Raw genomic sequence first — 24,842 nt, forward strand, 5'->3', positions numbered from 1 at the left:
GTCAGTAACGCGCAGAAACAACCAGATACGCGGCGCGTCCTGGCGCTTCGAGCACGAATGGCGCTGCGCTCTGGTACAGCGCGTCGTAGTAGCGCTTGTCGAAGATGTTGTTGACGAACAGCTTCATCGTCCAGTGCTTGTCGATCTTTGCTTCGGCAAAGGCGTCGAAGCGCCAGTAGCTCGGGATCGAGGTGCCCTGGTTGGCCGCGAGCAGCGTGCCGCCATAGACCTTCGAGCGGTACACCGCCTGCCCGCCAAGCTCCCACATGTCCGTGAGCTGGTACTTGGTCAGCATGCTGAACGACTGGTGCGCGACGTTGGCGAGCGGCAGTCCGACATTGCTGGAATACAGGATGGTGTTGGCCGGCGGCGCGAGCGACCTCGTCACTGCCGACTGCATCAGCACGAGGCCGCCGAACACGCTCCATTTGTCGGTGATCTTGCCGCCGACGCCGAGATCGATGCCGCGGATGCGGTAAGCCGCGCCCGCGGTGATGCAGGAGATGTTGCCGGTCGTCCCGGTCGGATAGGAGCAGCCGAGCGCTGCGGCCGCGGTTGCGTTGTTCACGTTCTGCGATTCGCGCGCATTTTCCTTCTCGGTCTGGAACAGCGCCGCCGTCACCAGCAGATGACGATCGAACAATTCCCACTTGGTGCCGACTTCGATCGCCTTGTTCTTTTCCGGCCCGAAGATCTGGGTATTGCCGCCGTTCAGCACGGGAGACAGGCCGCCATACGCAGTGCTGGTGCCGTCGAATTCGGCGCCGACGGGGTTGGACGAGGTCGCATAGGCCGCATAGACGCTGCCGTTCGGCAACGGCTTCAATGTGACGCCGAGATTGAAGTTCGGCATCCCGAAGTCGGCCGACTGACTGCCGAATGTGGTCCGGTTGCCCGACGTCAGATATCCGGACGTGTTGATCTTGTAGTCGTCATAGCGGATGCCGCCATTGAGGATCACGAAGTCATTATAGTTCGCGGTATCCATGATGTAGCCGCTGGTAGTGTCGATCCCGATCTTGGTCGGCATCCCGGACAGCCCGGACGGAATCGGGAACGGAATGTTGGTGTATTGCGGATTGAACACGCTGACGCCGGAGAGCGATCCGCTGCCCGTGAAAGCCGACGTGCCGGTCGTTATCTCCGAGCTCAGGCCGAGATATCTATCGATCGAGGACCGCTCGTTGTCGTATTCGACGCCGGCCGTCGTCGTGTGCTTGAAGCCGAGGCCGTCGACCGACTTGTAGGTCGCCTCGGTCTGGTTGGCGAACACGTCGGTGACCTGGTAGCGGCTTTGCGGATTGGCGCTCAGCGTATACGCCGTGAACGGAGCGCCGGCGGCCAGCGTCGGGGCTTCCGGCAGCGTGCCGATGTAGTTCTGGGTCGAACGCGATTCCCGGATCTTGTTGCTGACCACGAGGTTCGGCGTGATCTGCACCTCGGCATTGATGGTGCCGATGTCCTGCCCGGTCCTGAAGAAGTCGCGGTTGACGAAGCCGTAGAAGTTGTTGCGGTTGACGCCGAAATCCGGGAACGGACCGCCGGCCGTGCTCGCGGTGCTCGGCCGGTAGTACGGCACGCCGAAATCCGGGATGCCGGTGAGCTCGGTATGGATGTAGTTGCCGGTGATCTTCACCGCGTCGACCGGCTTCCACGTGCCGGCGACGAACGCGCCGTTGCGGTCGTCGGTGACATAGCTGCGGCCGGCGACGCCGGCATCCTGGAACAGGCCGCCGGCGCGGATCGCCAGCGTCGGGCTGATCACCTGGTTGACGTCGAGCGTCACGCGCTTGGTGCGATCGGTGCCGAACGTGGTGTCCATGTTGTAGAAGTTGTTCTGCGTCGTCGCCTGCTTGGTGACGATGTTGATCGCGCCGCCGGTGGTGCCGCGGCCTGCAAAGGACGAGCCCGGGCCGCGCAGGATCTCAACCTGCTCGGTGAAGAAGTTCTCGCGGACGCTGACGCCGGAGTCGCGCACGCCGTCGATGAAGATGTCGTTGCGTGCGTCGAAGCCGCGGATGAAGAAGCGGTCGCCGAAGGCATTGCCGCCCTCGCCCGTGCCGAGCGTGACGCCGGCGGTCGACAGGATCGCCGACTTCAGCGATGTGGCGTTCTTGTCTTCGAGCACGTCCTTGGTCAGCACCGTGACCGATTTCGGCGTGTTCAGGATCGGCTCGGGATATTTCCCGGACGACTGCAGACGGTCACCCTTGTACGGCGCGGCCGGATCCGCATAGGGATCGCGGTCGGCGGGAAGACCGCCGGCGTTGGGAAACGGCACCGGCGCCTGCTGGGCCTGCTGGTTGTTGCGGCGCGCGGCGCGGCGCAGCGCGTTGCGGGCGCGGACCTGGTCCGACGTGGGCTTTGACGTCACGGGCCGCGGGCGAGCGACCGGGGCATCGACATTCACCGGCGGCAGGTTGGATTGCTGCGCTTCGGCTCCCGAAAACGACGCCACCGCGATCAGGCTCGCGACTGCGGAGACCTTCGTGGCGGAATAATTGGTGTCATCAGCCGTACCGATCGCTGCATCAAAGCGCAGCGATCTCGGCGCCTTCATATTGCTCATGTCTTGCTCGCCCCAGAAAAGTCAGCCCGCTCGCGAAATGAAGCTGCGACGAACTGTCTCTTTCGGTTATCGAGCGTGACTTTTTTTATCAATGCGACGAGCGCAACAGTTGGCTTGAATCGCCCCAATTCAAAGCGATTCTAATCTACGGTTTGAAATCGTTCTAAACTGTAGTTTTTAAGCGTTCTAATAATCGTTCTAAATCGGTGCTGCCCGTCATTGGCGGCCGCTTGCGGCGCTGTCCATGCGTCCACCCGCTCACTCGGCGCTTGGTGGCTTCATCAGCGAAAACAGCTCGTCGATCGTCCGCTGCGCGACCTGCCGGACGCGGTCGCTATTTTCGAGGCCGGCGATATTGACGCCGTTGACGACCGCTTTGATCTCGTCGCGGAAGTCGGTGAGAAAACGCAGCGGGTCCCGCTGCTCGTTGGCGACGCGCGCGATCAATCCGGTGACCAGGATCTGGCATGCCATCATGCGCCCGTTCAACTCATCCATCGCGGCCCTCATCCTCTCGCATCGTCGCTGCGCGATATGAACGACATCCCGCCGTGTTTCAACCGGCTCGCGCAAGCTGCAACAGATGAACCGATGGAGAGCAGGATCTGCGCGCGATGAGATGCGCTATTTCGCGGCGATGCGCTCCGCCTCCTCGCCGAGCGCCTTGATGCGATCCTTGACCTCGCGCAGCGTGGCGAGGCCGCTTTCGACATGCTTGTCCGAGACGTCGCGCAACACGTCGCCGGCGATCGCGTCGCGCAAACTGTCGAGATCGTCGACGAGACGGCGCCCGCTCCGGGTCAGGAACAGGCGATTGGCACGGCGATCCCTGGGATCGGGACGCCGTTCGAGCAGGCCATGCTCGACGAGGCGGTCGAGCAGCCGCACCAGCGAGATCGGCTGCAATTCGAGGACGTCGGCGAGATCGACCTGGGACAGCCCCTCCTGCTCGCGCAGGCGGAAGAGCACGATCCATTGGGCGCGCGTGGTGCCTCGCGCCTTGGCGCGATGATCGATATAATTGCGCAGCAGCCGGGAACTCTCGACGAGCTGTGCAATAAACTGGCGTTTGAGATCGAGCGACATAGGGGTCCTCGGTGCGTTTCCCAGACGAAATGTTTCTGCTCGTTTCTGACCTAAACCTTTCCAAATGTTTAGGATTCTCAAGCCTTGGTGTGTTTACACATTAAGTGCACGCATATTATATCCGCAAGCTCTGTGAACCGTTTCGATCACCCTTTATTGTTACGTCGAACCCAAGAGTCCGCATGTCGAAGTCACGCACCATCGGTTGGGTTTTAGTGATCGCTGCGGTCGGCGCCGCCGGTTATTTCGGCTGGCAGAAACACACGAGCAACCAGCAGGCCGCCGAAGCCGCGCAGAAGCGCTCCGCCCAACGCCCGGCCGTTCCGGTCAAGATTTCGCCGGTCGAGAAGGCCGACTTCCCGGTCTATCTCACCGGCCTCGGCACCGTGCAGGCATTCAACACCGTCCAGGTCCGCACCCGGGTCGACGGCCAGATCACCAGGATCGCCTTCAAGGAAGGCCAGTTCGTCAAGGCCGGCGACACGCTGGTCGAGATCGATCCGCGGCCCTATCAGGCGACGCTCGACCAGGCCAAGGCCAAGAAGGCCCAGGACGAAGCCAATCTCGCCAACGCCAATCTCGACCTGCAGCGCTACACCAAGCTCGGCGAGTTCGCGACGCGCCAGCAGCTCGACACCCAGCGCTCCACGGTGGCCCAGCTGACCGCCCAGATCTCCGCTGACGAGGCCGCCATCTTCAACGCCCAGACCCAGGTGGACTACACCACCGTCAAGTCCCCGATCGACGGCATTGTCGGCCTGCGACTGGTCGATATCGGCAACATCGTCAATGCCTCGGCCCAGACCGGCATTGTCACGATCACCCAGATCGAGCCGATCACGGTGATCTTCACCGCTCCGGAAGACCAGCTGCCGGATATCAAGGCGGCGCTGGCCGTGGCGCCGCCCAAGACCATTGCCCTGACCACCGACGGCAAGCGGGTGCTATCCACCGGAACCCTGGCGCTGATCAACAATCAGGTCGACACCACGAGCGGGACTGTCCGGCTGAAGGCGGTGTTTGATAACAAGGACCACGCGCTGTGGCCGGGCCAGTCGGTCTCGACCCGGCTTCTGGTCAGAACCTTGAAGGATGCCACCGTCGTCCCGGATGACGCGGTGCAGCATGGCACCGAAGGCCTCTACGCGTATTCAGTCAATCAGGAGAACAAGGCCGAGCTTCGCAAGATCAAGGTCAGCCAGTCGATCGACGGCAAGTCGGTGATCGACGAGGGCCTGTCGCCCGGACAGCAGGTGATCACCGCGGGCCAGTACAAGGTCTCGCCGGGAACCCTGGTGACAACGGCGGTGGCGAGCTCGGATCCGTCCCAGTCGAAGGTTACGCAGGAATGAGCGCCGGAATTTCCGCACCATTCATTCGCTTCCCCATCGGCACCTCGCTGTTGATGGCGGGCATCCTGTTCGTCGGCCTCGTCGCCTATCCGCTGCTGCCGGTCGCGCCGCTGCCGCAGGTCGACTTCCCCACCATCCAGATCACCGCGACCCTGCCCGGCGCCAGCCCGGAAACGATGGCGACCTCGGTCGCCCAGCCGCTGGAGCGCCAATTCGCGCAGATCCCGGGCATCGCGCAGATGACCTCGACGAGCTATCTCGGCACGGCGGCGGTCACCATTCAGTTCGACCTCAACCGCAGCATCGACGGCGCCGCCAATGACGTGCAGGCCGCCATCAACGCGGCCAGCGGCCAATTGCCGAAAACCCTTCCCTCGCCGCCGACCTATCGCAAGGTCAACCCGGCCGACTCGCCGATCATGCTGCTGTCGGCGACATCGGACACGCTGCCGCTGACGACGGTCAGCGACGCCGTCGACGCCCAGCTGGCGCAGCAGATCAGCCAGATCTCGGGCGTTGCGCAGGTCATCATCGGCGGCCAGCAGAAGCCGTCGGTTCGCGTCCAGATCGACCCTGCCAAGCTTGTCGCCAAGGGCCTGTCGCTGGAGGACGTCCGCGCCGCGATCAACATCGCCACCGTCGACAGTCCGAAGGGCAATATCGACGGCGCCACCCGCGCCTATACCATCTACGCCAACGACCAGTTGCTCACGGCGAGCCCGTGGAACGACGTCATCATCGCCTACCGCAATGGCGGGCCGCTGCGGATCCGTGACATCGGCCAGGCCGTCACCGGGCCCGAGGACGCCAAGCAGGCCGCCTGGGCCAACGGCAAGCGCGGCGTGTTCCTCGTCATCTTCAAGCAGCCCGGCGCCAACGTCATCGACACCGTCGACAAGATCAAGGCGACGCTGCCCCGGCTGGTCGCCGCGATCCCGCCCGCGATCAAGATCGACGTCATCAGCGACCGCACCACCACGATCCGCGCGGCGGTCGAGGACGTCCAGTTCACCCTGCTGTTGACCATCTTCCTGGTCGTGATGGTGATCTTCGTCTTCCTGCGCAGTTTCTGGGCGACCGTGATCCCGACGGTCACGGTGCCATTGGCGCTGCTCGGCGCCTGCGCGCTGATGTGGGTGTTCGGCTACACGCTCGACAATCTGTCGCTGATGGCGCTGACGATCGCGGTCGGCTTCGTGGTCGACGACGCCATCGTGATGCTGGAGAACATCAGCCGCTACATCGAAGAGGGCGAGAAGCCGATGGCTGCCGCCTTCAAGGGCTCGCAGGAAATCGGCTTCACCATCGTTTCGATCAGCATCTCGCTGGTCGCGGTGCTGATCCCGCTGCTCCTGATGGGCGGCATCATCGGCCGCCTGTTCCGCGAATTCGCGGTCGTGCTGGCGATGACCATCTTCGTCTCGATGTTCGTGTCGCTGACGCTGACCCCGATGATGGCCTCGCGCTTCCTGCGCGCCCACAACGACGAGAAGCACGGCCGGTTCTACCAGCTCAGCGAGCGCGGCTTCGACGCCATGCTGCGCGGCTATCAGAGCGTGCTCGACCTCGCCTTGCGCTGGAAGTTCACAACGTTGATGATCTTCTTCGGGACGCTGGCGCTGTCGGTCTACCTGTTCGTCATCATCCCGAAGGGCTTCTTCCCGCAGCAGGATGTCGGCCTGATCACCGCGACCTCGGAGGCCAACCAGGACATCTCCTTCGCCGACATGAAGCGCAAGCAGGAGGAGCTCGGCAAGATCGTCATGCAGGATCCCGCAGTGGCGACGGTGGCGATGGCGATCGGCGGCAGTGGCCGCGCCGGCAATAACGGCGCGATGTACATCACGCTGAAGGCGCTGAAGGATCGCGACGCCAACGCACAGCAGGTCATCGCCCGGCTGCGGCCGAAGCTGGAGAAGGTCGAGGGTGCCCGGCTGTTCATGCAGGCGGCGCAGGACGTCCGCCTCGGCGGCCGCCCGACCCGCACCCAGTTCGAATTCACGCTGCAGGACGCCAACCTCGCCGAATTGAACGAATGGGCGCCGAAGATTCTCGGCAAGATGCAGACGCTGCCGCAGCTGCGCGACGTCGCCACCGACCAGCAGACCAACGGCACCACGCTCGAATTGAAGATCAACCGCGACACCGCCTCGCGCTATGGCATCCAGCCGCAGCTGATCGACGACACGCTCTATGATGCGTTCGGCCAGCGCCAGGTGACGCAGTACTTCACCCAGCTCAACAGCTACCACGTGATCCTCGAGGTGCTGCCGGAGCTGCAGGGCGCGATCGACACGCTGAACAAGATCTACATCAAGTCACCGCTGACCGGCGAACAGGTGCCGATCTCGACATTCGCGACCTGGACCAGCGTGCCGGTCCGGCCGCTCTCGATCAGCCACCAGGGCCAGTTCCCGGCGATCACCATCTCGTTCAACCTGGCGCAGGGTGTTGCGCTCGGCCAGGCGACCGAAGCGGTCCAGAAGGCGATGGTCGACCTCGGCGCGCCGCCGACACTGAGCTCGAGCTTCCAGGGCACGGCGCAGGCGTTCCAGCAATCGCTGTCGACCGTGCCGCTGTTGATCCTCGCGGCGCTCGTGGTCGTCTACCTGATCCTCGGCATTCTCTATGAGAGCTACATCCACCCGATCACGATTCTGTCGACGCTGCCGTCGGCCGGCGTCGGCGCGCTCGCGATCCTGATGGCGGCCGGCTTCGACTTCTCGCTGATCGCGCTGATCGGCATCATCCTGTTGATCGGCATCGTGAAGAAGAACGGCATCATGATGGTCGACTTCGCGATCGCGGCCGAGCGCGACCAGCACATGGAGCCGGTGGCGGCGATCCGCCAGGCCGCCCTGCTCCGCTTCCGCCCGATCATGATGACGACGATGGCCGCGTTGCTCGGCGGCGTGCCGCTGATGCTCGGGACCGGCACCGGCTCGGAAATCCGCCAGCCGCTCGGTTACGCCATGGTCGGCGGCCTGATCGTCAGCCAGGCGCTGACGCTGTTCACGACGCCGGTCGTCTATCTCTATCTCGACAAGCTCTCCAACGCGTTTGCCAACTGGGGCCGCTCGCCGCCCGCCGACCACGACGCTGACGACGGCGAGCATGGATCGGTCAAGGAGGCCGCCGAGTGACTTGACTTTGCCGGCATCCCGGCACATCCGAAAGATGTCTATTTCGGAGCCGGTATCGTGAAGATTGTCGCAAAGTCGCTCTTCGTCCTGTTGACCTTGTTCGGCATGGCCCACGCTGGCCACGCCCAGACGGCCAAGAGCAAGAACGCGCCCGCTCCGGCAGCTGCTCCCGCCGCGCCTCAGGGTGACGCAGCAGCGCCCAACAATTCCGGCTGGGTCGCGCGCTGTACCAGCGCGAGCCGCGACGCCCCGCTCGAATGCGCGATGGAACAGACCGCGGTGCTCACCAAGACCGGGCAGCTCATCGTGCTGGTCAACATCCGCGTTCCCGGCGACACCCGCACGCCGGTTGCGCTGATCCAGCTTCCGCTCGGACTGAACCTGCCTGTCGGCGCCAAGCTGCAGGTCGACGACGGCAAGGCCTTCGACGTGCCGATCCAGACCTGCGAGGCACGCGGCTGCTATATCAACACGCCGATCGCCGCCGATGTTCTGACCCAGCTGAAATCGGGCAAGCAGCTCAAGGTGTCGTTCCAGAATCTCGGCAAGGAAACCATCTCTATCCCGATGCCGCTCGCCGACTTCGCGACGGTCTACGACAAGATCAAGTAGCTCCGCGCAGTTATCGCTCCCGCTTGTAGAGGAACGCGTTGTCCGGCTGCGGCATGCCGATGGTCTTGTAGAACCCGATCGAGTCAGGCGCCGACAACAGCAGGCACATCGATTCAGGTCCGGCGAAGCGCCGCGTTTCCGCGATCAGGCGCTTGCCGATGCCATGTCCCTGGTACCCGCGATCGACTGCAAGGTCCGACAAATAGCAGCAATAGGCGAAATCGGTCAGCGCACGCGACACGCCGACCAACTTGCCCGCCTTCCGCGCCGTCACGATCAGATTCGCATTGGCGATCATGCGCTCCATCCGGTCGGTATCCGCCAGCGGTCGCCGCTCGCCGAGGCCCGACTGCCGCAGCACCTCGATGAACTCGTCGACGCCGATCGACGCTTCCCGGGCATAAAGAATTTCGTCCATCACCTTAAACCTCTGTCGCAACGGGCCGGACCACACGTGCGAAACCATGGTGGATTACGCGCGACTGATCCACCCTCATGCCATGATGGCACACACCGCGTCCTGCATCAGACGCAGGCCGCGCCCGGCAATCTCGTCGACATTTCAGAGGATGACCGCGCCACCGAGGCAGATTGGCTGGGGAACCTGGATTCGAACCAAGACAAACAGAGTCAGAGTCTGTTGTGCTACCGTTACACCATTCCCCAAGAATAGTCCGTGGTATCAACAGCTTAGCTGGATGACTGGACATCTCGGTGCAGCGGGTTCGCCTGCCAAATCAGCGCCCGCGCGAGTGCGACCTTCTACCCGCTTGGTTGTGGGCTTGGCAAGCATTGTTGGCGGGGAATGGGCGTGAAAATCGCGGCCAGAAGGTCTTGCCCACCAAGCCTCAGTACAGCCCGCCCGTCCCTGACCGCATCACGGCCCGATCGGCGTCCGGCGAAATGCCCTGCTGGGTGCCGTCGATCACATCGGTGCCGGCGACCATCCCGGGATCATTGAACGGCGGCGCCTGGCCCGGCTTGAAGGCTTCGAGCACCACGCCCCTGTTCTGTCCAGGCGCGGCGCGCTGGCCGGTCTTGGCATCGACCAGGACCAGCCGGATGCCGACCGGCTGCTTGAACGGGGTGGCGGGCTTGTCGGCCAGCGCGAGCTTCAGGAAGTCGCGCGCGATCGGCGCTGCGGTGTGGCCGGCCTGCGCGTTGCGGCCGAGCGAACGCGGCTTGTCGTAGCCGACATAGAGACCGACCACGAGGTCCGGCGAGAAGCCGACGAACCAGAGATCCTTGGCCTCGTTCGAGGTGCCGGTCTTGCCGGCGAGCGGCTTGCCGACGTCTTTCAGCGCGGTGCCGGTACCGGCCTGAATCACGCCCTCCATCAGCGAGGTGATCTGGTAGGCGGACATCGCGTCGAGCACCCGTTCGCGGCGGTCGACGAGCTGCGGCTCCGGCTGGCTCTTCCAGCCCTCCGGCGCGTCGCAGCCGCGGCATTCGCGCTGATCGTGCTTGAAGATGGTGTGGCCGTAGCGGTCCTGGATCCGGTCGATCAAGGTCGGCTTCACGCGGACGCCGCCATTGGCGATCATCGAATAGGCCGTGGCCATCCGCATCACCGTGGTCTCGCCGGCGCCGAGCGCATAGGCGAGATAGTTCGGTAGCTCGTCATAGACGCCGAAGCGCTTGGCATACTCGCCGATCAGCGGCATGCCGATTTCCTGCGCCAGCCGCACGGTCACCGTGTTGAGCGACAGCCGCAGAGCGTTGCGCAGCGTCACCTGGCCCTGATACTTGCCGGTGGAGAAGTTTTCGGGCCGCCAGATGTTGCCCTGCCCCTGGTCGATCTCGATCGGGGCGTCGATCATCATGGTCGATCCGGTGTAGCCGTTGTCGAGCGCCGACGAATAGACGATCGGCTTGAAGGTCGAGCCGGGCTGCCGATAGGCCTGGGTCGCGCGGTTGAACTGGCTCTGGTCGAACGAGAAGCCGCCGACCATCGCCAGCACGCGGCCGGTGTGCGGATCCATCGCCACCATCGCACCCGACAGTTCGGGGATCTGACGCAGCCGGTACTGGCCTTCGACGCGCTGGCCGTCCTTGCTGAAGAGCGGGTCGGCGTAGATCACGTCGCCGGGCTGCAGCACCTGCGCCACCGATGTCGGCGTCTTGCCCCTGCTCTTGGCCCAGCGCACGCCGTCCATCGTGATGATGCCGGTCTCGCGCTGCTTGCTGATGGCGCCGCCGAGCTCGCGGCCCGGCTGGAAGCCGATCCGTGCCGACTGATCGTTGCTCTCCAGCACCACCGCCATCCGCCACGGCGAGATGTCGGACAGCGACTTGATCTCGGCGAGCGGCACGCCCCAGTCGCTGGTCAGATCGAGCTTCTGGATCGCACCGCGATAGCCCTGCTGCTCGTCATAGTTGACGAGCCCAGCCACCATGGCCTTGCGCGCCATCACCTGGACCTTGGGGTCGAGCGTGGTGCGCACCGACAGGCCGCCCTCATAGAGCTTCTTCTCGCCATAGCGCTCGAAGATGTCGCGGCGGACTTCTTCCGAGAAATATTCGCCGGCGAAGGTGTGCGCGCCATTGCTGCGGTTGGTGACGGTCAGCGGCTCCTTGCGCGCCTTGTCGGCGTCGGCCGCGGTGATCCAGCCGTTCTCCTGCAGGCGGTCGATCACGTAGTTGCGGCGTTCGACCGCGCGCGCGCGGTTGCGCACCGGATGCAGGCTCGCCGGCATTTTCGGCAGCGCCGCCAGATAGGCCGCTTCCGCGACCGTCAGTTCATTGACGGACTTGTCGAAATACACCAGCGAGGCCGCCGCGATGCCGTAGGCGCCAAGGCCGAGATAGATTTCGTTGAGATAGAGCTCGAGGATCTTGTCCTTGGAGTAAGCCCGCTCGATTCGCATCGCCAGCAAGGCTTCCTTGATCTTGCGGGTGAACGACACCTCGTTGGTCAAAAGGAAGTTCTTGGCGACCTGCTGGGTGATCGTCGAGGCGCCCTGCGGCCGCCGGTTGGAACCGAAGTTCTGGATGTAGGCGACGCCGGCGCGCGCCATGCCGGTGTAGTCGACGCCGCCATGCTCGTAGAAATTCTTGTCCTCGGCGGCGAGGAACGCGTTGATCACGAGCTTCGGCACCGCCTGGATCGGCAGATAGAGCCTGCGCTCCTTGGCGTATTCGCCGAGCAGCGAGCCGTCGGCCGCGTGCACGCGGGTCATCACCGGCGGCTCGTAGTTCTGGAGCTGCGAATAGTCGGGCAGGTCCTTGGAGAAATGCCAGAACAGCCCTGCGACCGCGGCCAGACCAGCCAGGAACAGGATGGTGCCTGCGGTGAACAGGAACCCGAAGAACCGCAACAGAAATTTCATCGACCAGATTTCCGTGGCGAATACGTCGCTCGTTCTGAGCGCGCTGCGTGCCACTTAGGCCGCCCGGTATATCGGTCGCTCCATGGACCTGCAATTCAACACCGGAGAATTAAAGCAAGCCAGGCGTCAAACTTATGCCATAGAGCCCGGCTCGCGCCCGCAGCCAAATCGGCAGACCTCGCCGACTGGCGGTGCCCGCGGAGGCTGCATCGATCTCCGCTGCAGCGCTGCGCGATTCGTGCGCCGCACCTGATAGCGGTCTCGCTACGCTTGCGCGGAGAGCACGTTACGAAAGAAAAGCGCGGGCCGGACGGATCGATTCCCCCCATCCGGCCGCCGATTTGGGTGCTGCGACATCACAAACCGGTGGACAGCGCCGGCGCGCCGGCCACATTAAGGATTTGTTAACTATAACTACCGCAAGTTGTTGGCATACACCGACTCGCGACGGGCTGATTTGGATGGCACTGCGCGGATTTAGACGGCCTTTTGCGGCCGACCCGAATGTCCTTGGATTTCCAAGACCGCCCACATCGGCCATGGGCACAGAAGCCTTGGACCTCGTCCATCAGGCGGCGGATTTGTTCCGCAGCATCGAGGACAGGGCCCGCGCCGGCGAAGCCCGCGCCGAGGCCGCCGAACAGGCGCAGCTCGAAATCATCGCCGCCACCGAGCGCAAATTGAGGGACGCGTCGCGGGCGCTTGAGGAAGCCCGACGCCGCATCGAGTCCCAGCAGGAGCAGCTCGATGCGGCCGAATTCCGGGCCCAGGCCGCCGAAGCCGAAGCGCGCGAAGCCAAGCAATCCCTGGCTCTGGTCGAAGACGCGATCCGCCGGCGCCTGCTGCTGACCAGCGGGCACGACGACAACAGGTCGACCGCCGTCGCCTGACCGCAGAGCGGATCGATTGGAGCGGTAGCCCGCATGAGCGGAGCGACATGCGGGAGCTCAACGAGACCCGGATATCGCTTCGCTCATCCGGGCTACGGGTTGTCGTTGGGCGTCACGCTCAATACCCCGCAGCGAGCCCCGAATTGCGGCGCGGGTCGTTCGCGCCATAGAAGCGGTTGTTGCCGACCGGCTTGCCGTCCAGCGACGGCGCCCCGATGATGATGACCGCGAGGTGATTGGTAGGCTGCGGCGGCCCGAATTTGTGGCCCATGCCCTCCAGGATCTTCCGCGTGTCCGGCGACAGCGTGTAGTCCTCGAGGTTGGTCGCCTCGGGAAGCCACTGCTGGTGGAAGCGCGGCATGTCCACGGCCTCCTGCGCGTTCATGCCGTAGTCGATGGCATTGATCATGGTCAGCAGCACGGCAGTGATGATGCGGCTGCCGCCCGGAGTCCCCATCACGATGACCGGCTTGCCGTCCTTGGAGACGATGGTCGGGCTCATCGAGGACAGCGGACGCTTGCCGGGGACGATCGCGTTGGCCTCCCCCTGCACCAGCCCATACAGGTTCGGCACGCCGACCTTGGCGGTGAAGTCGTCCATCTCGTCATTGAGCAGCACGCCGGTCTTGGCCGCCGTCACCTTGGCGCCGAACCAGTCGTTCAGCGTGTAGGTGACCGACACCGCATTGCCGTCCTTGTCGGCAATCGAATAGTGCGTGGTGTTGCTGCCCTCATGCGGCGGAACGCCGGGCCTGATGTCCCTGGAGACGCCGGCCTTTGCCGGGTCGATCGCGGCACGGATCTTCGCGGCGTAAGTCTTGTCGAGCAGCCGCTCGAGCGGATTCTTCACGAAGTCCGGATCGCCGAGATAGCTGTTGCGATCGACGTAGGCGTGGCGCATCGCCTCGATCTGGTAGTGCACCGCCTGCGCCGAATGGTAGCCGAGCTCCTTCAGCGGATAGCCTTCGAGGATGTTGAGCATCTCGCAGATCACCACACCGCCCGAACTAGGCGGCGGCGCCGAGACCACGTGGTAACCGCGATAGTCACATTCGACCGGCGCCAGCTCGCGAACCCTGTAGTTGTCCAGATCCTCCTGCGTCAGCAGGCCCTTGCCGGCCTGGCTCGCGGCGACGATCGCAGCACCGACCCAGCCCTTGTAGAAGCCATCCGTGCCGCGCTTGCTGATCTCGCGCAGCGTCTCGGCGAGTTCATGTTGCACCAGCCGCTCGCCGACCTGGAACGGTTTTCCATTGTTGAGAAAGATCGCGGCCGAGGGCGGATCCTGGCGAAGATCGTCGACCGCAGAATCCAACATCTGAATGTCGCCGCGATCGAGCACGAAACCGTCCTCGGCGAGTTGCAGCGCCGGCGCAATCACGTCGGCGCGCTTCATGGTGCCGTATTTCTCGCGCGCATATTCCATGCCCGCGACCGAACCGGGCACGCCGACGGCGAGATGGCCCTTGGTGGAGAGGCCGGCGACAATCTTGCCTTCCTTGTCGAGATACATGTCGGCGGTGGCGCCCTTCGGCGCGGTCTCGCGGAAATCCAGGAAGGTCTTGCGGCCGTCGGCGAACTGGATGGTCATGAATCCACCGCCACCGAGATTGCCGGCGGCGGGATAGGCCACTGCAAGCGCGTAACCGACAGCGACCGCAGCATCGACCGCATTGCCGCCCCGCTTCAACACCTCGACGCCGACCTGCGTGGCAAGATGCTGCGCCGACACCACCATGCCGTTCTCGGCCGCGACTGGCGCAACCGACGCCGCATGGCCGGGACCAGGCGCCATGACGGCGATCGAGACAAGCGCGGCGACCATCCACCGCGCGCGTGCATTTGGATTTTTCATGAAGCCTCCCGGAACCTGCGCCGACTGTCGCGGCTTGCAGCGCTATCTCAACGCGTACATCTAGCAGGCCGCACGCGCGCGCACTATAGGCCCGCGCTGTCCCCGCCGCCTGCGCGCAGCCGGCTATGCCGTCTGCCATAGGCCGCATAGATCACAAGCCCGATCATTAGCCACACCGCCAGCCTGATCCAGGTGTCGAGCGGCAGGCCGAACATCAGGAACAGCGAGGTTGCAGCGGCAGCCGGGGCCACCAGCCAGATCGCCGGCGCCTTGAACGGACGCGGCAATTCCGGATCGCGCACGCGCAGCACCAGCGTGCCGATCGAGACCACCGTGAACGCAAACAGCGTGCCGATCGAGACCAGTTCGCCGACCAGCCCGATCGGCAACAGCCCGCCGAGAAGGGCGGCGACGGTGCCGGCGAAGATGGTCGAGACATAGGGTGTCTGGAAGCGCGGATGAATTTTAGCGGCAAAGCCCGGCAGCAATCCGTCATGCGCCATGGCACGAAATATTCGCGGTTGCGCCAGCAGCATGATGAGGATCACCGATGTCAATCCGAACAGGATGCCGAGCTTGATGAACGGAGCGAGCCAGCCGATGCCGATCGCATCGATGCCGACGGCGATCGGATCGGGCACGCTGAGCCGGTCATAGGGCACGATGCCGGTCAGCACGAATCCGACCGCGACATAGAGTGCGGCGCAGATCACGAGCGAGCCGAGAATGCCGATCGGCATATCGCGCTCCGGCGTCTTCGCCTCCTGTGCCGCGGTCGAGATCGCGTCGAAGCCGATATAGGCGAAGAACACCACCGCCGCACCGCGGACCACGCCGGACCAGCCGAACACGCCAGGACCGGCATTCGGCGGGATCAGCGCGCCCTCCGGGTTGCTCGCCGTCACCCAGTTCGCCAGCGTCACCGAGGAAGCCGCGGTGGCAAGAAACAGCGCGATCACGACGAGCTTGACCACGACGACGAAGCTGGTGAAGCGCGCGGACTCGCGAATGCCGACCACCAGCAGCGTGGTCACGAAGGCGATGATCGCCATCGCCGGGATGTTGATGACCGCACCGGTCGACGACCACGCGCCGGCGTTGACGTCGTAGGCGAGCGGCGCCGAAGTGAATTGCTGCGGCAGGTTGATGCCGAAATCGCGCATCAGACTGACGAAATAGCCGGACCACCCGACCGAGACCGCGATCGCGCCGACCGCGTATTCGAGGATCAGATCCCAGCCGATGATCCAGGCGATCAGTTCGCCCAGCGTGGCGTAGGCATAGGTGTAGGCGCTGCCGCAGATCGGCACCGTCGACGACATCTCGGCGTAGCACAGGCCGGCGAAGGCGCAGGCCACCGCACCAATCATGAAGGAGAGCGTGACCGCGGGACCGGCATTGGCGGCGGCCGCGTGGCCCGTCAGCACGAAGATGCCGGCGCCGATGATGCCGCCGATGCCGAGCGTGACCAGCTGCAACGCCGACAGCGAGCGCCTGAAGATCGGCGTCTCCGCGTCGCCGTCGGCCCGCGCCGCCTCCCGCAACAGGTCCGAGGTCGACTTTCGGTCCCAGAAACCGGCCAGAGCGTCTGTCACGCCGGGTGTCCTCCGCCGCTCGGGTCCGGCGGGACCCGACACGATCGGCAGACTATAACGCGGCTAACGTCCAGTCGTTCGCGCGCCGGGCGAATGCCGGCGCCGTTATCCACCGCCAAGCGCGGTGCAGGGCCTTATCGGCAGGGATGGCGGCGGCCGTCGCGGCCAAGGAAGGTGCCGGACGCGGGATCGAATGAACGGTAACGCGCGCAGGCGGAAGATGGCTCCGCCGCGGGCATGGCACCGTAGGCGTTCGCCGGATTGCGCCCGCGCTGCGCGGCCTCCTGGGCCTCACCCCATGGCGTCAGGGCGCCGCCGTTGATTGCGCTGCGCCCGGGATTTTGCGCGTCGAAATATGCCGGCTCCGACATCTGGGCCGCGACCGGCGTGAACGTCATTCCCACGAGCAGCATGGCGGCTGCGACTGCCCATGACCTGGTCATGCGGCCTCTCCTATCGATCAATAAACGTGTGCCGGATGACGGCCGAGCCGCCCCCAAACGGAGATAGGGACGGCAATCCTCCGGGCACAGGGGCCACGGCGTCACGATGCTGCGAGCAAGCCAGCCGTGGCCCGCCGCTCAATGGTTATGCACGTCCGGCCGCGGGTCGGAGACGAACCCGTCGCGGTTCGGCATCTTGATCGTGGCGAGCGACCTGGCGTCGAGCACCGCATTGGCCGGCACGATGCCGTTCAGGCTGAGGACGTAGGCGGACACCGCGTAGACGTCCTCATTGCTCAGCGACTGCGGCGCGTTCTGCGGCATCGCGCGGCGGATGTAGTCGAACAGCGTCGGCGCATAGGGCCAATAGCTGCCGACAGTGCGGATCGGCTTGGGGCTCGCCAGCGTGCCCTGTCCGCCGACCAGGCGGTCGCCGACGCCGCCCTGCCCGCTGTCGCCATGGCACGCCGCGCATTGCTCGCTGAACACCGTGCGGCCGCGCTCGACGCTGCCGCTGCCCGGCGGCAGGTTGGAGCCGTCACGGCCGATATCGATGTTCCAGCCGGCGATCTCGGCGGGCGTTGCCGCACGCCCGATGCCAAAGCGATCCTCGGCCTGCCCGGCAGTGGCGAGCATCGCGACCACACTCGCAAGGAACGCCGCCTTGAACTTACACCTGGCCATTGGTCACCTCACCATTCGCATCGATGCGCCAGGGCCAGATCGCGTTGTTGTGGTAGAACGAGTTGAGACCGCGCACCTTGACCAATTCCGCCAGCGTCGGCTGGACGTAGCCGGTCTCGTCGATGGCACGGCTCTGGATCACGGCGGGCTTGCCGTCCCAATGCCAGGGCAAGCGGAAGCGCGTGAGCGCGCGCGTCAGCACCGGCTCCTGCAATTCGGCCTGCTGCCAGCTCTTGCCCCCGTCGAGCGAGACCTCGACGCTCTTGACCTTGCCGTGACCGCTCCAGGCGATGCCGGTAATCTCGTGAAAGCCCTGCGTGGTCAGCTTCTGCCCGCCGGACGGCCGCGTGATGATCGACTTCGCTTCCATATAGAAGGTGAATTCGCGCGACGTGCCGTCGGGCATCGGGTCGGTGTATTTCGAGGTCTCCTCGCGCGAATAGGCCGGCTCGGCGACGACCTTGAGCCGGCGAAGCCACTTCACGTTCATGTTGCCCTCGAAGCCGGGCAGCAACAGGCGCAGCGGATAGCCCTGCTGCGGGCGCAGCCGCTCGCCATTCTGGCTGTAGACCAGCATGGCATCGTCGAGGCATTTCTCGATCGGGATCGAGCGCGTCAACGCAGCCGCGTCGGCGCCTTCGGCCACGATCCATTTGGCACCCGCCTGCAGCCCCGCCTCGTCCAGCACCGTCTTCAGCGGCACGCCGGTCCATTCCGCGCAGCTCAGGAGGCCGACAAGGTCGGAGGCCGTCTTGCCGTAGGGCTTGGTGTAGACCGGATTGCCGGAGCACTCGAGGAAGTGGATGCGCGACTGCGACGGAAAGCGGCGGATATCCTCCATCGTGAACACCAGCGGGCGATCGACCATGCCATGCAGCACCAGCCGGTGCTCGGCCGGGTCGATGGTCGGCACGCCGCCATGGTGGCGTTCGTAGAACAAACCGTTCGGCGTGATGATGCCGTCGAGCTCCTGCAACGGCGTGCGGCCCGAGGCGGAAATATACTGCGGCAGTGTCTTCGAGATGTTCTTGACGACAGCCTTCTCGTGAACCGATGGCGTGCCATAGGGCTGGCTACCCATCGGGTCGCCGGGCGCTTTCATCCATTCCGGCACATTGGGCGGAAGATTATTCCCCTGTTCGGCAAGCGCGGTAGAACCGGCAACTCCCGATATGGCGGAGCCACCGGCCAGTGCTGCACCGGCCTGAAGGAATCGCCTGCGAGACGCCTCTCGCACGCGCTTGTCCGTCGTGTGTTCGCTCATCGACGTTTTCCTCTGACGTTACCAGGGCATGATCCGGAAAAGTGCGAAGCGGTTTTCCGAAGAGATCATGCCAGGACAACAATCCAAAGCGCGATGACGATTCATCGTGCTCTGGTGCAGCCTAACACCAAACAGCTGAGGCGAAGCAATGCTCCATCGCGCATAGCCGCATCGACGGCGCGTGATGGCCGTTGTTCGACAGTCTTGCTTGCGTTCACATCCGTTCGCCGGGCAATTGACTGGCTTGCTTCACCCACGCGGTGAACTGGGCTTCGTCGAGCTCGTCGTTCTCGTGAATGTCGAGATAGCGCGTGTGCTGCTGCCTGGACTCGCCCGGCGGCACCGGATGCAGCGACGCGCCGCGAAAGAACGCCACCTTGACGTAGCGCGTGAAGACATGGATGCCGAGGAACCAGCCTTCCCCTTCCATGCCGTAGAGCGGCGAATTCCACTTCACCGCCTTGTGCACGCCGGGGACGGTACGCACGATGAGCGCGTCAAGCTTGCGTCCAACGTCGCGCTTCCACCCCGGCATCGCGGCGATATAGGCTTGCACCGGAGCGTCACCATATCCCTTGGCGATCTGCGGATTGCCGCCTGCGAGCAGACGCGGCTTTGCGATGCCGCGCTTCGCGGCGCTCTTTTTCGCACTCTTCGCCGACGTCTTCGGCGTCTTGCCGACCATTGTGCTCGCTCTCACCGGTTCACGTCTCGCGCGCAGCGCAGTGTCCGTCCTCGCGAGCCAGATCATATCGGTTGCGCGTCGGTGTTGTCGTCAGCGACCGCGCGTGTTCGCGGCGGCGTATCGACGCGCTTGGGCGGCTTTCGTGTGGCGGTCCGGCATCTAGTCGATCACGGGCGGCGTGCCGTGGGTGTGGAACGACTCGATCGTCTTCAACCCCCACGCCTGTCCCTTCTTGCGCTCTTCCTCGGTCCACACGATCGGCTTCCAGTCCGGCGCGAGGATCAGGCGTGCGCCGGCGTTGGCGACCTCGACGCGGTTGCCGCCGGGTTCATAGACATAGAGGAAGAAGGTCTGCTGGATCGCGTGCTTGTGCGGCCCGGTCTCGATATGCACCCCGTGCTCGAGAAAAATATCCGCGGCCCGCAGGATCTCCTCACGGCTGTCGAGCGCGTAGGTGACATGGTGAAACCGGCCGCGCTTGCCGTAATGGTCGCGCGTATAGGCGAAGTCGTAGCTCTTGTTCGACATCGTCATCCACATCGCGGCTTCCGTGCCGTCGTTGAGCACGATCTGCTCGGTGGTGCGGCAGCCGAGGTAGTCTTCGAAGAACAGACGGTTTGCCTTGATGTCGACCGCGAGGCAATTGAGATGGTCAAGCCTGCGGACATTGACGCCGCGCGCCGGAAAGCGCTGCGCCTGGTTTTTCAGCGCGGGCCTCAGCTCGGACGGCGCCTCGTACCACTCGGTCTCGTAATAGAGCTCGATGACATGGCCATCGGGATCGCGGCAGCGGAATGCCGGCCCCTGCCCCATGTCATCGTCGATCCAGCCGATATCGAAGCCCGAGCCCTTCAGCGCGGCAACGCGGCGTTCAAGCGCCTGCGGGCTGCGCGCCCGCAGCGCCATGTGCTCCATCCCTGAAGTCTTCGACGCCGTCAGCTTCAGCGAATAGCGCTCGTAATCGTCCCAGCCGCGCAGATAGACCGACTCGCCCTTGCGGCCGCTGACGGTCATGCCCATGACGTCGACGAAGAACTTCAGGCTCTGGTCCGGCTTCGGCGTCAAGAGCTCCATGTGCCCGAGATGCGCGAGATCGAAGATCGGTTCCGGCTGCTGCATGGACGGTCTCCCTCCGCGACGACGCCGGATCGACGACTTGCGGTTGGACAGGTGCGCGGCGCGTCGATTTGTACTAGTGTACAAATGATTAGGCCTCGTCAACAAATGATTGGCGCCGGCAATTGCCGCTCGCACGGCATTCCGTGGCTGGAATCACCCGATGAAAGCGGTCGAGGCAGGCGGTCAGGCGACCGAGACGGCGGTCTCGCGATGCGCCGAGAGCAGCTTGCGGATTTCAGCCGATGACACCGGCCGGCTGAACAGATAGCCCTGCATCTCGGTGCAGCCGAGGATGCGCAGCAGGTTGCGCTGCTGCTCGGTCTCGACGCCCTCCGCGGTCGTGGTCATGTCGCTGGCGGCGGCGATGTTGACGACGGCCTGGACGATCGTGGACGACGCGCCGGTCCCGGCGAGATCCTTGATGAAGGCGCGGTCGATCTTGATCTTGTCGAACGGGAAGCGCTGCAGGTAGCTCAGCGAGGAATAGCCGGTGCCGAAATCGTCGAGCGCGATACGGACGCCGAGCTCGCGCAGCTGATGCAGGATATCGAGCGCAGCCTCGTCGTCGCGGATCAGCACCGCCTCGGTGATCTCGAGCTCGAGCCGCGAAGGTGCAAGACCTGTCGCGGCGAGCGCGGCGGCGACGTTGAGCGCCAGTGTCTGGCTCTTGAACTGGATCGGAGACACGTTGACTGCGACATGAACATGCTCCGGCCAGTTCATCGCCTCGCGGCACGCGGTGTTGAGCACCCAGTGACCGAGATCGTTGATCAGGCCGGTGTCCTCGGCGATCGGGATGAAATCCGCCGGCGAGATGGTGCCGCGTTCCGGATGACGCCAGCGCACCAGCGCCTCGCAGCAACTGACCTGGCCCTCCTCGAGATGGAGCAGCGGCTGATAGTGCAGCTCGAAGCTGCCGTCGGCGATCGCCTGGCGCAGCTCGAGCTCAAGGCTGCGCCGCGCCTTGGCGCGCGCGTCCATGCCGGTCTCGAAGAACCGGTAGGTGCGGCGGCCGTCGCTCTTGGCTCCGTAGAGCGCGAGGTCGGCATTGCGCAGCAATTGATCGATGTCGAGGCCGTCGGCGGGCGCAACGGCGATGCCGATGCTGGCGTCGGTGGTGATCAGATGCCCGCTGCAGTCGATCGGCCGGCGGATCGACTGATAGATCGCAGCGAGGAGCTGCATGGTCTCGGTCTGATCGCGGACGACGGTCTGGATCACGGCAAACTCGTCACCGCCGAGCCGCGCTGCGACGTCGGTGTCCCCAACGCAGCCGCGCAGGCGGTCGGCGATCGCCCTGAGCAATTCGTCGCCGATCTGATGGCCGAGCGCGTCGTTGACGGCCTTGAACTCGTCGATGTCGATATACATGACCGCGAGCTGCTGATCCGGCCGGATCGCCCTCAGTGCCCGCTCCAGGCGCTCGCGGAACAGCACCCGGTTCGGCAGGTCGGTCAGCGCATCATAATGCGCCATGTGGGCGATCTTGTTCTCGGTGCGCGTGCGCTCCGTGATATCCTGGATGGTCGCCACCCAGCCGCCTTCCGGCAGCGGCTTGTTGACGATCTCGATCGCGCGCCCGCCCGGCGCCTGCGTCAGCTGACGCGTGGCGCGGCCAAGCTTCACGTTGCCCATGATAGCGTCGCAGAAGTCGTCGACATCGCCGTCGAACGAGCCCGTCTCCTGCCTGTGTGCGATCAGCCGGTGCATGGTGCAGCCGGGCTTGGCGACGTCGGGCGAAAGCCCGAACATCTCGATGTAGGGACGGTTGCAGATGATGATGCGTGCCGACGCGTCGTAGAGCACGAGGCCCTGCGGAATGTTGTTCACGGCAGTCATGAGATTGCGACGTTCGGTGGCGAGCCGTTCGTCGGAGATCTCGTGCCGCTTGAGCAACAGGAAGACGATCACGGCCATGATCGCGAATGCCGCCATCAGCAGGCCTTCGCGCTCGCTCCATTGCGCGGTCGCGCTTCCGAGCAGGCTGCCGACCAACAGGCCGGCACAGAACGCCAGCCCCTTCGTCGAGCCGGCGTCGGCATTTCCTGAATTGCGATGTTCGATGCGCACGCTGATCTCTCCCGGGCGCGGCATCGTTACGCAGCACAAATGGAAAGGTCGTTACAACTCGCAGTTAGCAATCGGTTACGCGATACCGGGCGACAGCGCATGACAATTCGCACCCAATTCCCCGCAAACCTACGGAGCTGCCGATGCACTCCTCGGAGATGGTGAATCCCGCGTTAACGGAAAAACCGGGAAACAAACACAACTGTGCCGGAAAGCGACGATTCCGCCGCCGATGCGCGCGACAGCGCGTCATCTCGCGGCACGATAGAAACAAATCGTCACCGGGAAGGTGTAGATTTAGCCGATGCAGAACCCCGGCGATTTAACGGTTTTTCCAATCCCGGGCGGGCATATTGGTCCGGACATTTAGATTTTGAGAACGAGCCAGGCTGGAACTGTGACACCCTTCGGACGTGTGATCTCTGTGCGCGGCTCGCAGGCCCGGGTTGGGCTGCTGGCGGGCGGCCAGATGCAACTTTCAGAGATGCGAGCAACGGTCGGCCGGTTCGTCAGTATCCGCTGCGCGAGTTCGGTCATCGTCGCCATGATCACCGAAGTGACGTGCGAGAACCTGCCGGCGTCCGACGAATACATGGCGACCGCCTCGGTCGACCTGCTCGGCGAAATCCTGGGCGGCGACCGCCCGAAATTCCAGCGCGGCGTCACCCATTATCCGACCATCGGCGACAGCACCGATCTGATCACGAACCAGGAGCTGCGCACGGTCTATGCGCCGAGCGGCTCGGACCAGATCAATGTCGGCACGCTGCAGCAGGATCGTTCCGTCATCGCCTATGTCGACGTCGAGGAGATGCTCTCCAAGCACTTCGCGGTGCTCGGCTCGACCGGCGTCGGCAAGTCGACCGGCGTGTCGCTGCTGCTCAACGAGATTCTGAAGTCGCGGCCGAACCTGCGCATCTTCCTGCTCGACGTGCACAACGAATATGGCCGCTGCTTCGGCGAGCGCGCCCAGGTGCTCAACCCGCGAAACCTGAAGCTGCCGTTCTGGCTGTTCAACTTCGAAGAGATCGTCGACGTGCTGTTCGGCGGCCGGCCCGGCGTGCCCGAGGAGCTCGACATCCTCGCCGAAGTGATTCCGATGGCGAAGGGCATCTACACCCAGTACCAGAACTCCGACCGGGTCGGTCTCGGGCTGAAGCGCATCGACCCCAAGCAGGTCGGCTACACCGTCGATACGCCGGTGCCCTATCGCCTCGTCGACCTGATCTCGCTGATCGACGAGCGCATGGGCAAGCTGGAGAACCGCTCGTCGCGCATCATCTATCACAAGCTGATCTCGCGCATCGACGCGGTGCGCAACGATCCGCGCTACGCCTTCATGTTCGACAATGCCAATGTCGGCGGCGATACCATGGCCGAGGTGATCAGCCATCTGTTCCGCCTGCCCGCCAACGGCAAGCCGATGACCATCATGCAGCTCGCCGGCTTCCCCGCCGAAGTCGTCGATTCCGTGGTGTCGGTGCTGTGCCGCATGGCGTTCGATTTCGGGCTGTGGAGCGACGGCGTCTCGCCGATGCTGTTCGTCTGCGAGGAAGCGCACCGCTACGCCTCCGCCGACCGCAATATCGGCTTCGGGCCGACCCGCAAGGCGGTGTCGCGCATTGCCAAGGAAGGCCGCAAATACGGCGTCTATCTCGGCCTGATCACCCAGCGTCCGGCCGAGCTCGACGCGACCATCATCTCTCAGTGCAACACGCTGTTCACGATGCGCCTCGCCAACGACCGCGACCAGGCGCTGCTGCGCTCCGCCGTCTCGGACGCCGCCGCCAACCTGCTGTCGTTCGTGCCCTCGCTCGGCACCCGCGAGGTGCTGGCGTTCGGGGAAGGCGTGGCTCTGCCGACCCGGCTGCGCTTCAAGGAGGTGCCGCCGCACCAGCTGCCGCGCGGCGAGGCCACCATCGCCACGGTACCGTCGGTCGCCGCCGGCCATGACATGCATTTCGTCAGCGCCGTGCTGGAGCGCTGGCGCGGCGCCACCTCGCATCGCGACAGCCCGAGCGGCGATGCCAACTTCAACTCTCCGGCGCCGGCGCGCACCATGGCGCCGGCCGAGGCGCCGATGCTGCAGCCTTCGCTCGGCCTCGATCCGGACCGCTTCTCGCTGCTGAAGAAGCCGCTGCGCTAG

The 24,842-nt window shown here is 64.5% G+C and carries 18 protein-coding genes and 1 tRNA gene; 5 read left to right on the forward strand and 14 right to left on the reverse strand.

Annotated elements, in window-relative coordinates; translation table 11 throughout:
- Position 1: 1 nt before the first annotated feature.
- The 3 genes from AC1VNY_RS19545 to AC1VNY_RS19555 all read right to left on the reverse strand — a co-directional run bounded on the left by AC1VNY_RS19545 (position 2) and on the right by AC1VNY_RS19555 (position 3,655).
- Positions 2-2,569, reverse strand: coding sequence for a TonB-dependent receptor (locus AC1VNY_RS19545; protein ID WP_482406433.1), 2,568 nt, complete (start codon positions 2,567-2,569; stop codon positions 2-4).
- 258 nt (positions 2,570-2,827) lie between these two features.
- Positions 2,828-3,067 (reverse strand): hypothetical protein, encoded by a 240-nt coding sequence (locus AC1VNY_RS19550; RefSeq protein ID WP_028344615.1) that lies wholly within the window; start codon positions 3,065-3,067, stop codon positions 2,828-2,830.
- Between the two features lie 126 nt (positions 3,068-3,193).
- Positions 3,194-3,655 (reverse strand): MarR family winged helix-turn-helix transcriptional regulator, encoded by a 462-nt coding sequence (locus AC1VNY_RS19555; RefSeq protein ID WP_016841339.1) that lies wholly within the window; start codon positions 3,653-3,655, stop codon positions 3,194-3,196.
- A 182-nt stretch (positions 3,656-3,837) separates the two neighbouring features.
- Between AC1VNY_RS19555 and AC1VNY_RS19560 the strand changes: the two genes are divergently transcribed.
- From AC1VNY_RS19560 to AC1VNY_RS19570, 3 genes are all read left to right on the forward strand, one after another.
- The gene (locus tag AC1VNY_RS19560; RefSeq protein ID WP_038384080.1) at positions 3,838-5,007 is read left to right on the forward strand and encodes an efflux RND transporter periplasmic adaptor subunit; all 1,170 of its coding nucleotides are present in this window, start codon (positions 3,838-3,840) and stop codon (positions 5,005-5,007) included.
- Positions 5,004-8,150, forward strand: coding sequence for an efflux RND transporter permease subunit (locus AC1VNY_RS19565; protein WP_038384079.1), 3,147 nt, complete (start codon positions 5,004-5,006; stop codon positions 8,148-8,150). Before AC1VNY_RS19560 ends, AC1VNY_RS19565 begins: the two co-directional genes overlap by 4 nt.
- Before the next feature lie 105 nt (positions 8,151-8,255).
- On the forward strand, positions 8,256-8,762 hold the full coding sequence (locus AC1VNY_RS19570) for an invasion associated locus B family protein (protein ID WP_482406473.1): 507 nt from the start codon (positions 8,256-8,258) through the stop codon (positions 8,760-8,762).
- A gap of 10 nt (positions 8,763-8,772) precedes the next feature.
- On the opposite strand, the gene AC1VNY_RS19575 is transcribed toward AC1VNY_RS19570, so the two are convergent.
- The 3 genes from AC1VNY_RS19575 to AC1VNY_RS19585 all read right to left on the reverse strand — a co-directional run bounded on the left by AC1VNY_RS19575 (position 8,773) and on the right by AC1VNY_RS19585 (position 12,091).
- Positions 8,773-9,180 carry a GNAT family N-acetyltransferase gene (locus tag AC1VNY_RS19575; protein ID WP_038384077.1) on the reverse strand — a complete coding sequence of 136 codons (408 nt, stop codon included), beginning with the start codon at positions 9,178-9,180 and terminating at the stop codon, positions 8,773-8,775.
- A gap of 174 nt (positions 9,181-9,354) precedes the next feature.
- Positions 9,355-9,428, reverse strand: a tRNA-Gln gene (locus AC1VNY_RS19580).
- Between the two features lie 182 nt (positions 9,429-9,610).
- Complete coding sequence (locus AC1VNY_RS19585; protein ID WP_482406434.1) at positions 9,611-12,091, reverse strand: penicillin-binding protein 1A; 2,481 nt, start codon at positions 12,089-12,091, stop codon at positions 9,611-9,613.
- A gap of 554 nt (positions 12,092-12,645) precedes the next feature.
- Here AC1VNY_RS19585 and AC1VNY_RS19590 point away from each other — a divergent pair.
- Positions 12,646-12,981: a hypothetical protein gene (locus tag AC1VNY_RS19590; RefSeq protein WP_482406435.1), complete on the forward strand. Its 336-nt coding sequence runs from the start codon at positions 12,646-12,648 to the stop codon at positions 12,979-12,981.
- 118 nt (positions 12,982-13,099) lie between these two features.
- Here the strand turns inward: AC1VNY_RS19590 and ggt are convergent, their stop codons facing one another.
- From ggt to AC1VNY_RS19630, 8 genes are all read right to left on the reverse strand, one after another.
- Complete coding sequence (gene ggt / locus AC1VNY_RS19595; protein WP_482406436.1) at positions 13,100-14,836, reverse strand: gamma-glutamyltransferase; 1,737 nt, start codon at positions 14,834-14,836, stop codon at positions 13,100-13,102.
- Between the two features lie 83 nt (positions 14,837-14,919).
- Positions 14,920-16,431, reverse strand: a complete 1,512-nt coding sequence (locus AC1VNY_RS19600; protein ID WP_482406437.1) for an amino acid permease — start codon at positions 16,429-16,431, stop codon at positions 14,920-14,922.
- 134 nt (positions 16,432-16,565) lie between these two features.
- Positions 16,566-16,874, reverse strand: a complete 309-nt coding sequence (locus AC1VNY_RS19605; RefSeq protein WP_063607138.1) for a BA14K family protein — start codon at positions 16,872-16,874, stop codon at positions 16,566-16,568.
- A gap of 138 nt (positions 16,875-17,012) precedes the next feature.
- On the reverse strand, positions 17,013-17,510 hold the full coding sequence (locus AC1VNY_RS19610; RefSeq protein ID WP_482406474.1) for a c-type cytochrome: 498 nt from the start codon (positions 17,508-17,510) through the stop codon (positions 17,013-17,015).
- 34 nt (positions 17,511-17,544) lie between these two features.
- Positions 17,545-18,822 (reverse strand): sulfite dehydrogenase, encoded by a 1,278-nt coding sequence (gene soxC / locus AC1VNY_RS19615; protein ID WP_482406438.1) that lies wholly within the window; start codon positions 18,820-18,822, stop codon positions 17,545-17,547.
- A gap of 214 nt (positions 18,823-19,036) precedes the next feature.
- Positions 19,037-19,507 (reverse strand): DUF1801 domain-containing protein, encoded by a 471-nt coding sequence (locus AC1VNY_RS19620; RefSeq protein ID WP_482406475.1) that lies wholly within the window; start codon positions 19,505-19,507, stop codon positions 19,037-19,039.
- Positions 19,508-19,666: 159 nt separating this feature from the next.
- Positions 19,667-20,626 (reverse strand): catechol 2,3-dioxygenase, encoded by a 960-nt coding sequence (locus AC1VNY_RS19625; RefSeq protein ID WP_482406439.1) that lies wholly within the window; start codon positions 20,624-20,626, stop codon positions 19,667-19,669.
- A 183-nt stretch (positions 20,627-20,809) separates the two neighbouring features.
- Positions 20,810-22,696: a putative bifunctional diguanylate cyclase/phosphodiesterase gene (locus AC1VNY_RS19630; protein WP_482406440.1), complete on the reverse strand. Its 1,887-nt coding sequence runs from the start codon at positions 22,694-22,696 to the stop codon at positions 20,810-20,812.
- A 397-nt stretch (positions 22,697-23,093) separates the two neighbouring features.
- Between AC1VNY_RS19630 and AC1VNY_RS19635 the strand changes: the two genes are divergently transcribed.
- On the forward strand, positions 23,094-24,842 hold the full coding sequence (locus AC1VNY_RS19635) for an ATP-binding protein (protein WP_028344602.1): 1,749 nt from the start codon (positions 23,094-23,096) through the stop codon (positions 24,840-24,842).

It is taken from the genome of Bradyrhizobium ferriligni, assembly GCF_056837965.1.

What these genes read in the sequence shown, in the direction of transcription:
- ggt (WP_482406436.1), bottom strand. Translation starts at nt 14,836, where the DNA reads ATGAAAAATCCAAATGCACGCGCGCGGTGGATGGTCGCCGCGCTTGTC.
- AC1VNY_RS19570 (WP_482406473.1), top strand. Translation starts at nt 8,256, where the DNA reads ATGGCCCACGCTGGCCACGCCCAGACGGCCAAGAGCAAGAACGCGCCC.
- AC1VNY_RS19605 (WP_063607138.1), bottom strand. Translation starts at nt 16,874, where the DNA reads ATGACCAGGTCATGGGCAGTCGCAGCCGCCATGCTGCTCGTGGGAATG.
- AC1VNY_RS19610 (WP_482406474.1), bottom strand. Translation starts at nt 17,510, where the DNA reads ATGCTCGCCACTGCCGGGCAGGCCGAGGATCGCTTTGGCATCGGGCGT.
- AC1VNY_RS19620 (WP_482406475.1), bottom strand. Translation starts at nt 19,507, where the DNA reads ATGGTCGGCAAGACGCCGAAGACGTCGGCGAAGAGTGCGAAAAAGAGC.
- AC1VNY_RS19555 (WP_016841339.1), bottom strand. Translation starts at nt 3,655, where the DNA reads ATGTCGCTCGATCTCAAACGCCAGTTTATTGCACAGCTCGTCGAGAGT.
- AC1VNY_RS19550 (WP_028344615.1), bottom strand. Translation starts at nt 3,067, where the DNA reads ATGGATGAGTTGAACGGGCGCATGATGGCATGCCAGATCCTGGTCACC.
- AC1VNY_RS19560 (WP_038384080.1), top strand. Translation starts at nt 3,838, where the DNA reads ATGTCGAAGTCACGCACCATCGGTTGGGTTTTAGTGATCGCTGCGGTC.
- AC1VNY_RS19545 (WP_482406433.1), bottom strand. Translation starts at nt 2,569, where the DNA reads ATGAGCAATATGAAGGCGCCGAGATCGCTGCGCTTTGATGCAGCGATC.
- AC1VNY_RS19575 (WP_038384077.1), bottom strand. Translation starts at nt 9,180, where the DNA reads ATGGACGAAATTCTTTATGCCCGGGAAGCGTCGATCGGCGTCGACGAG.
- AC1VNY_RS19625 (WP_482406439.1), bottom strand. Translation starts at nt 20,626, where the DNA reads ATGCAGCAGCCGGAACCGATCTTCGATCTCGCGCATCTCGGGCACATG.
- AC1VNY_RS19585 (WP_482406434.1), bottom strand. Translation starts at nt 12,091, where the DNA reads ATGAAATTTCTGTTGCGGTTCTTCGGGTTCCTGTTCACCGCAGGCACC.
- AC1VNY_RS19565 (WP_038384079.1), top strand. Translation starts at nt 5,004, where the DNA reads ATGAGCGCCGGAATTTCCGCACCATTCATTCGCTTCCCCATCGGCACC.
- soxC (WP_482406438.1), bottom strand. Translation starts at nt 18,822, where the DNA reads ATGAGCGAACACACGACGGACAAGCGCGTGCGAGAGGCGTCTCGCAGG.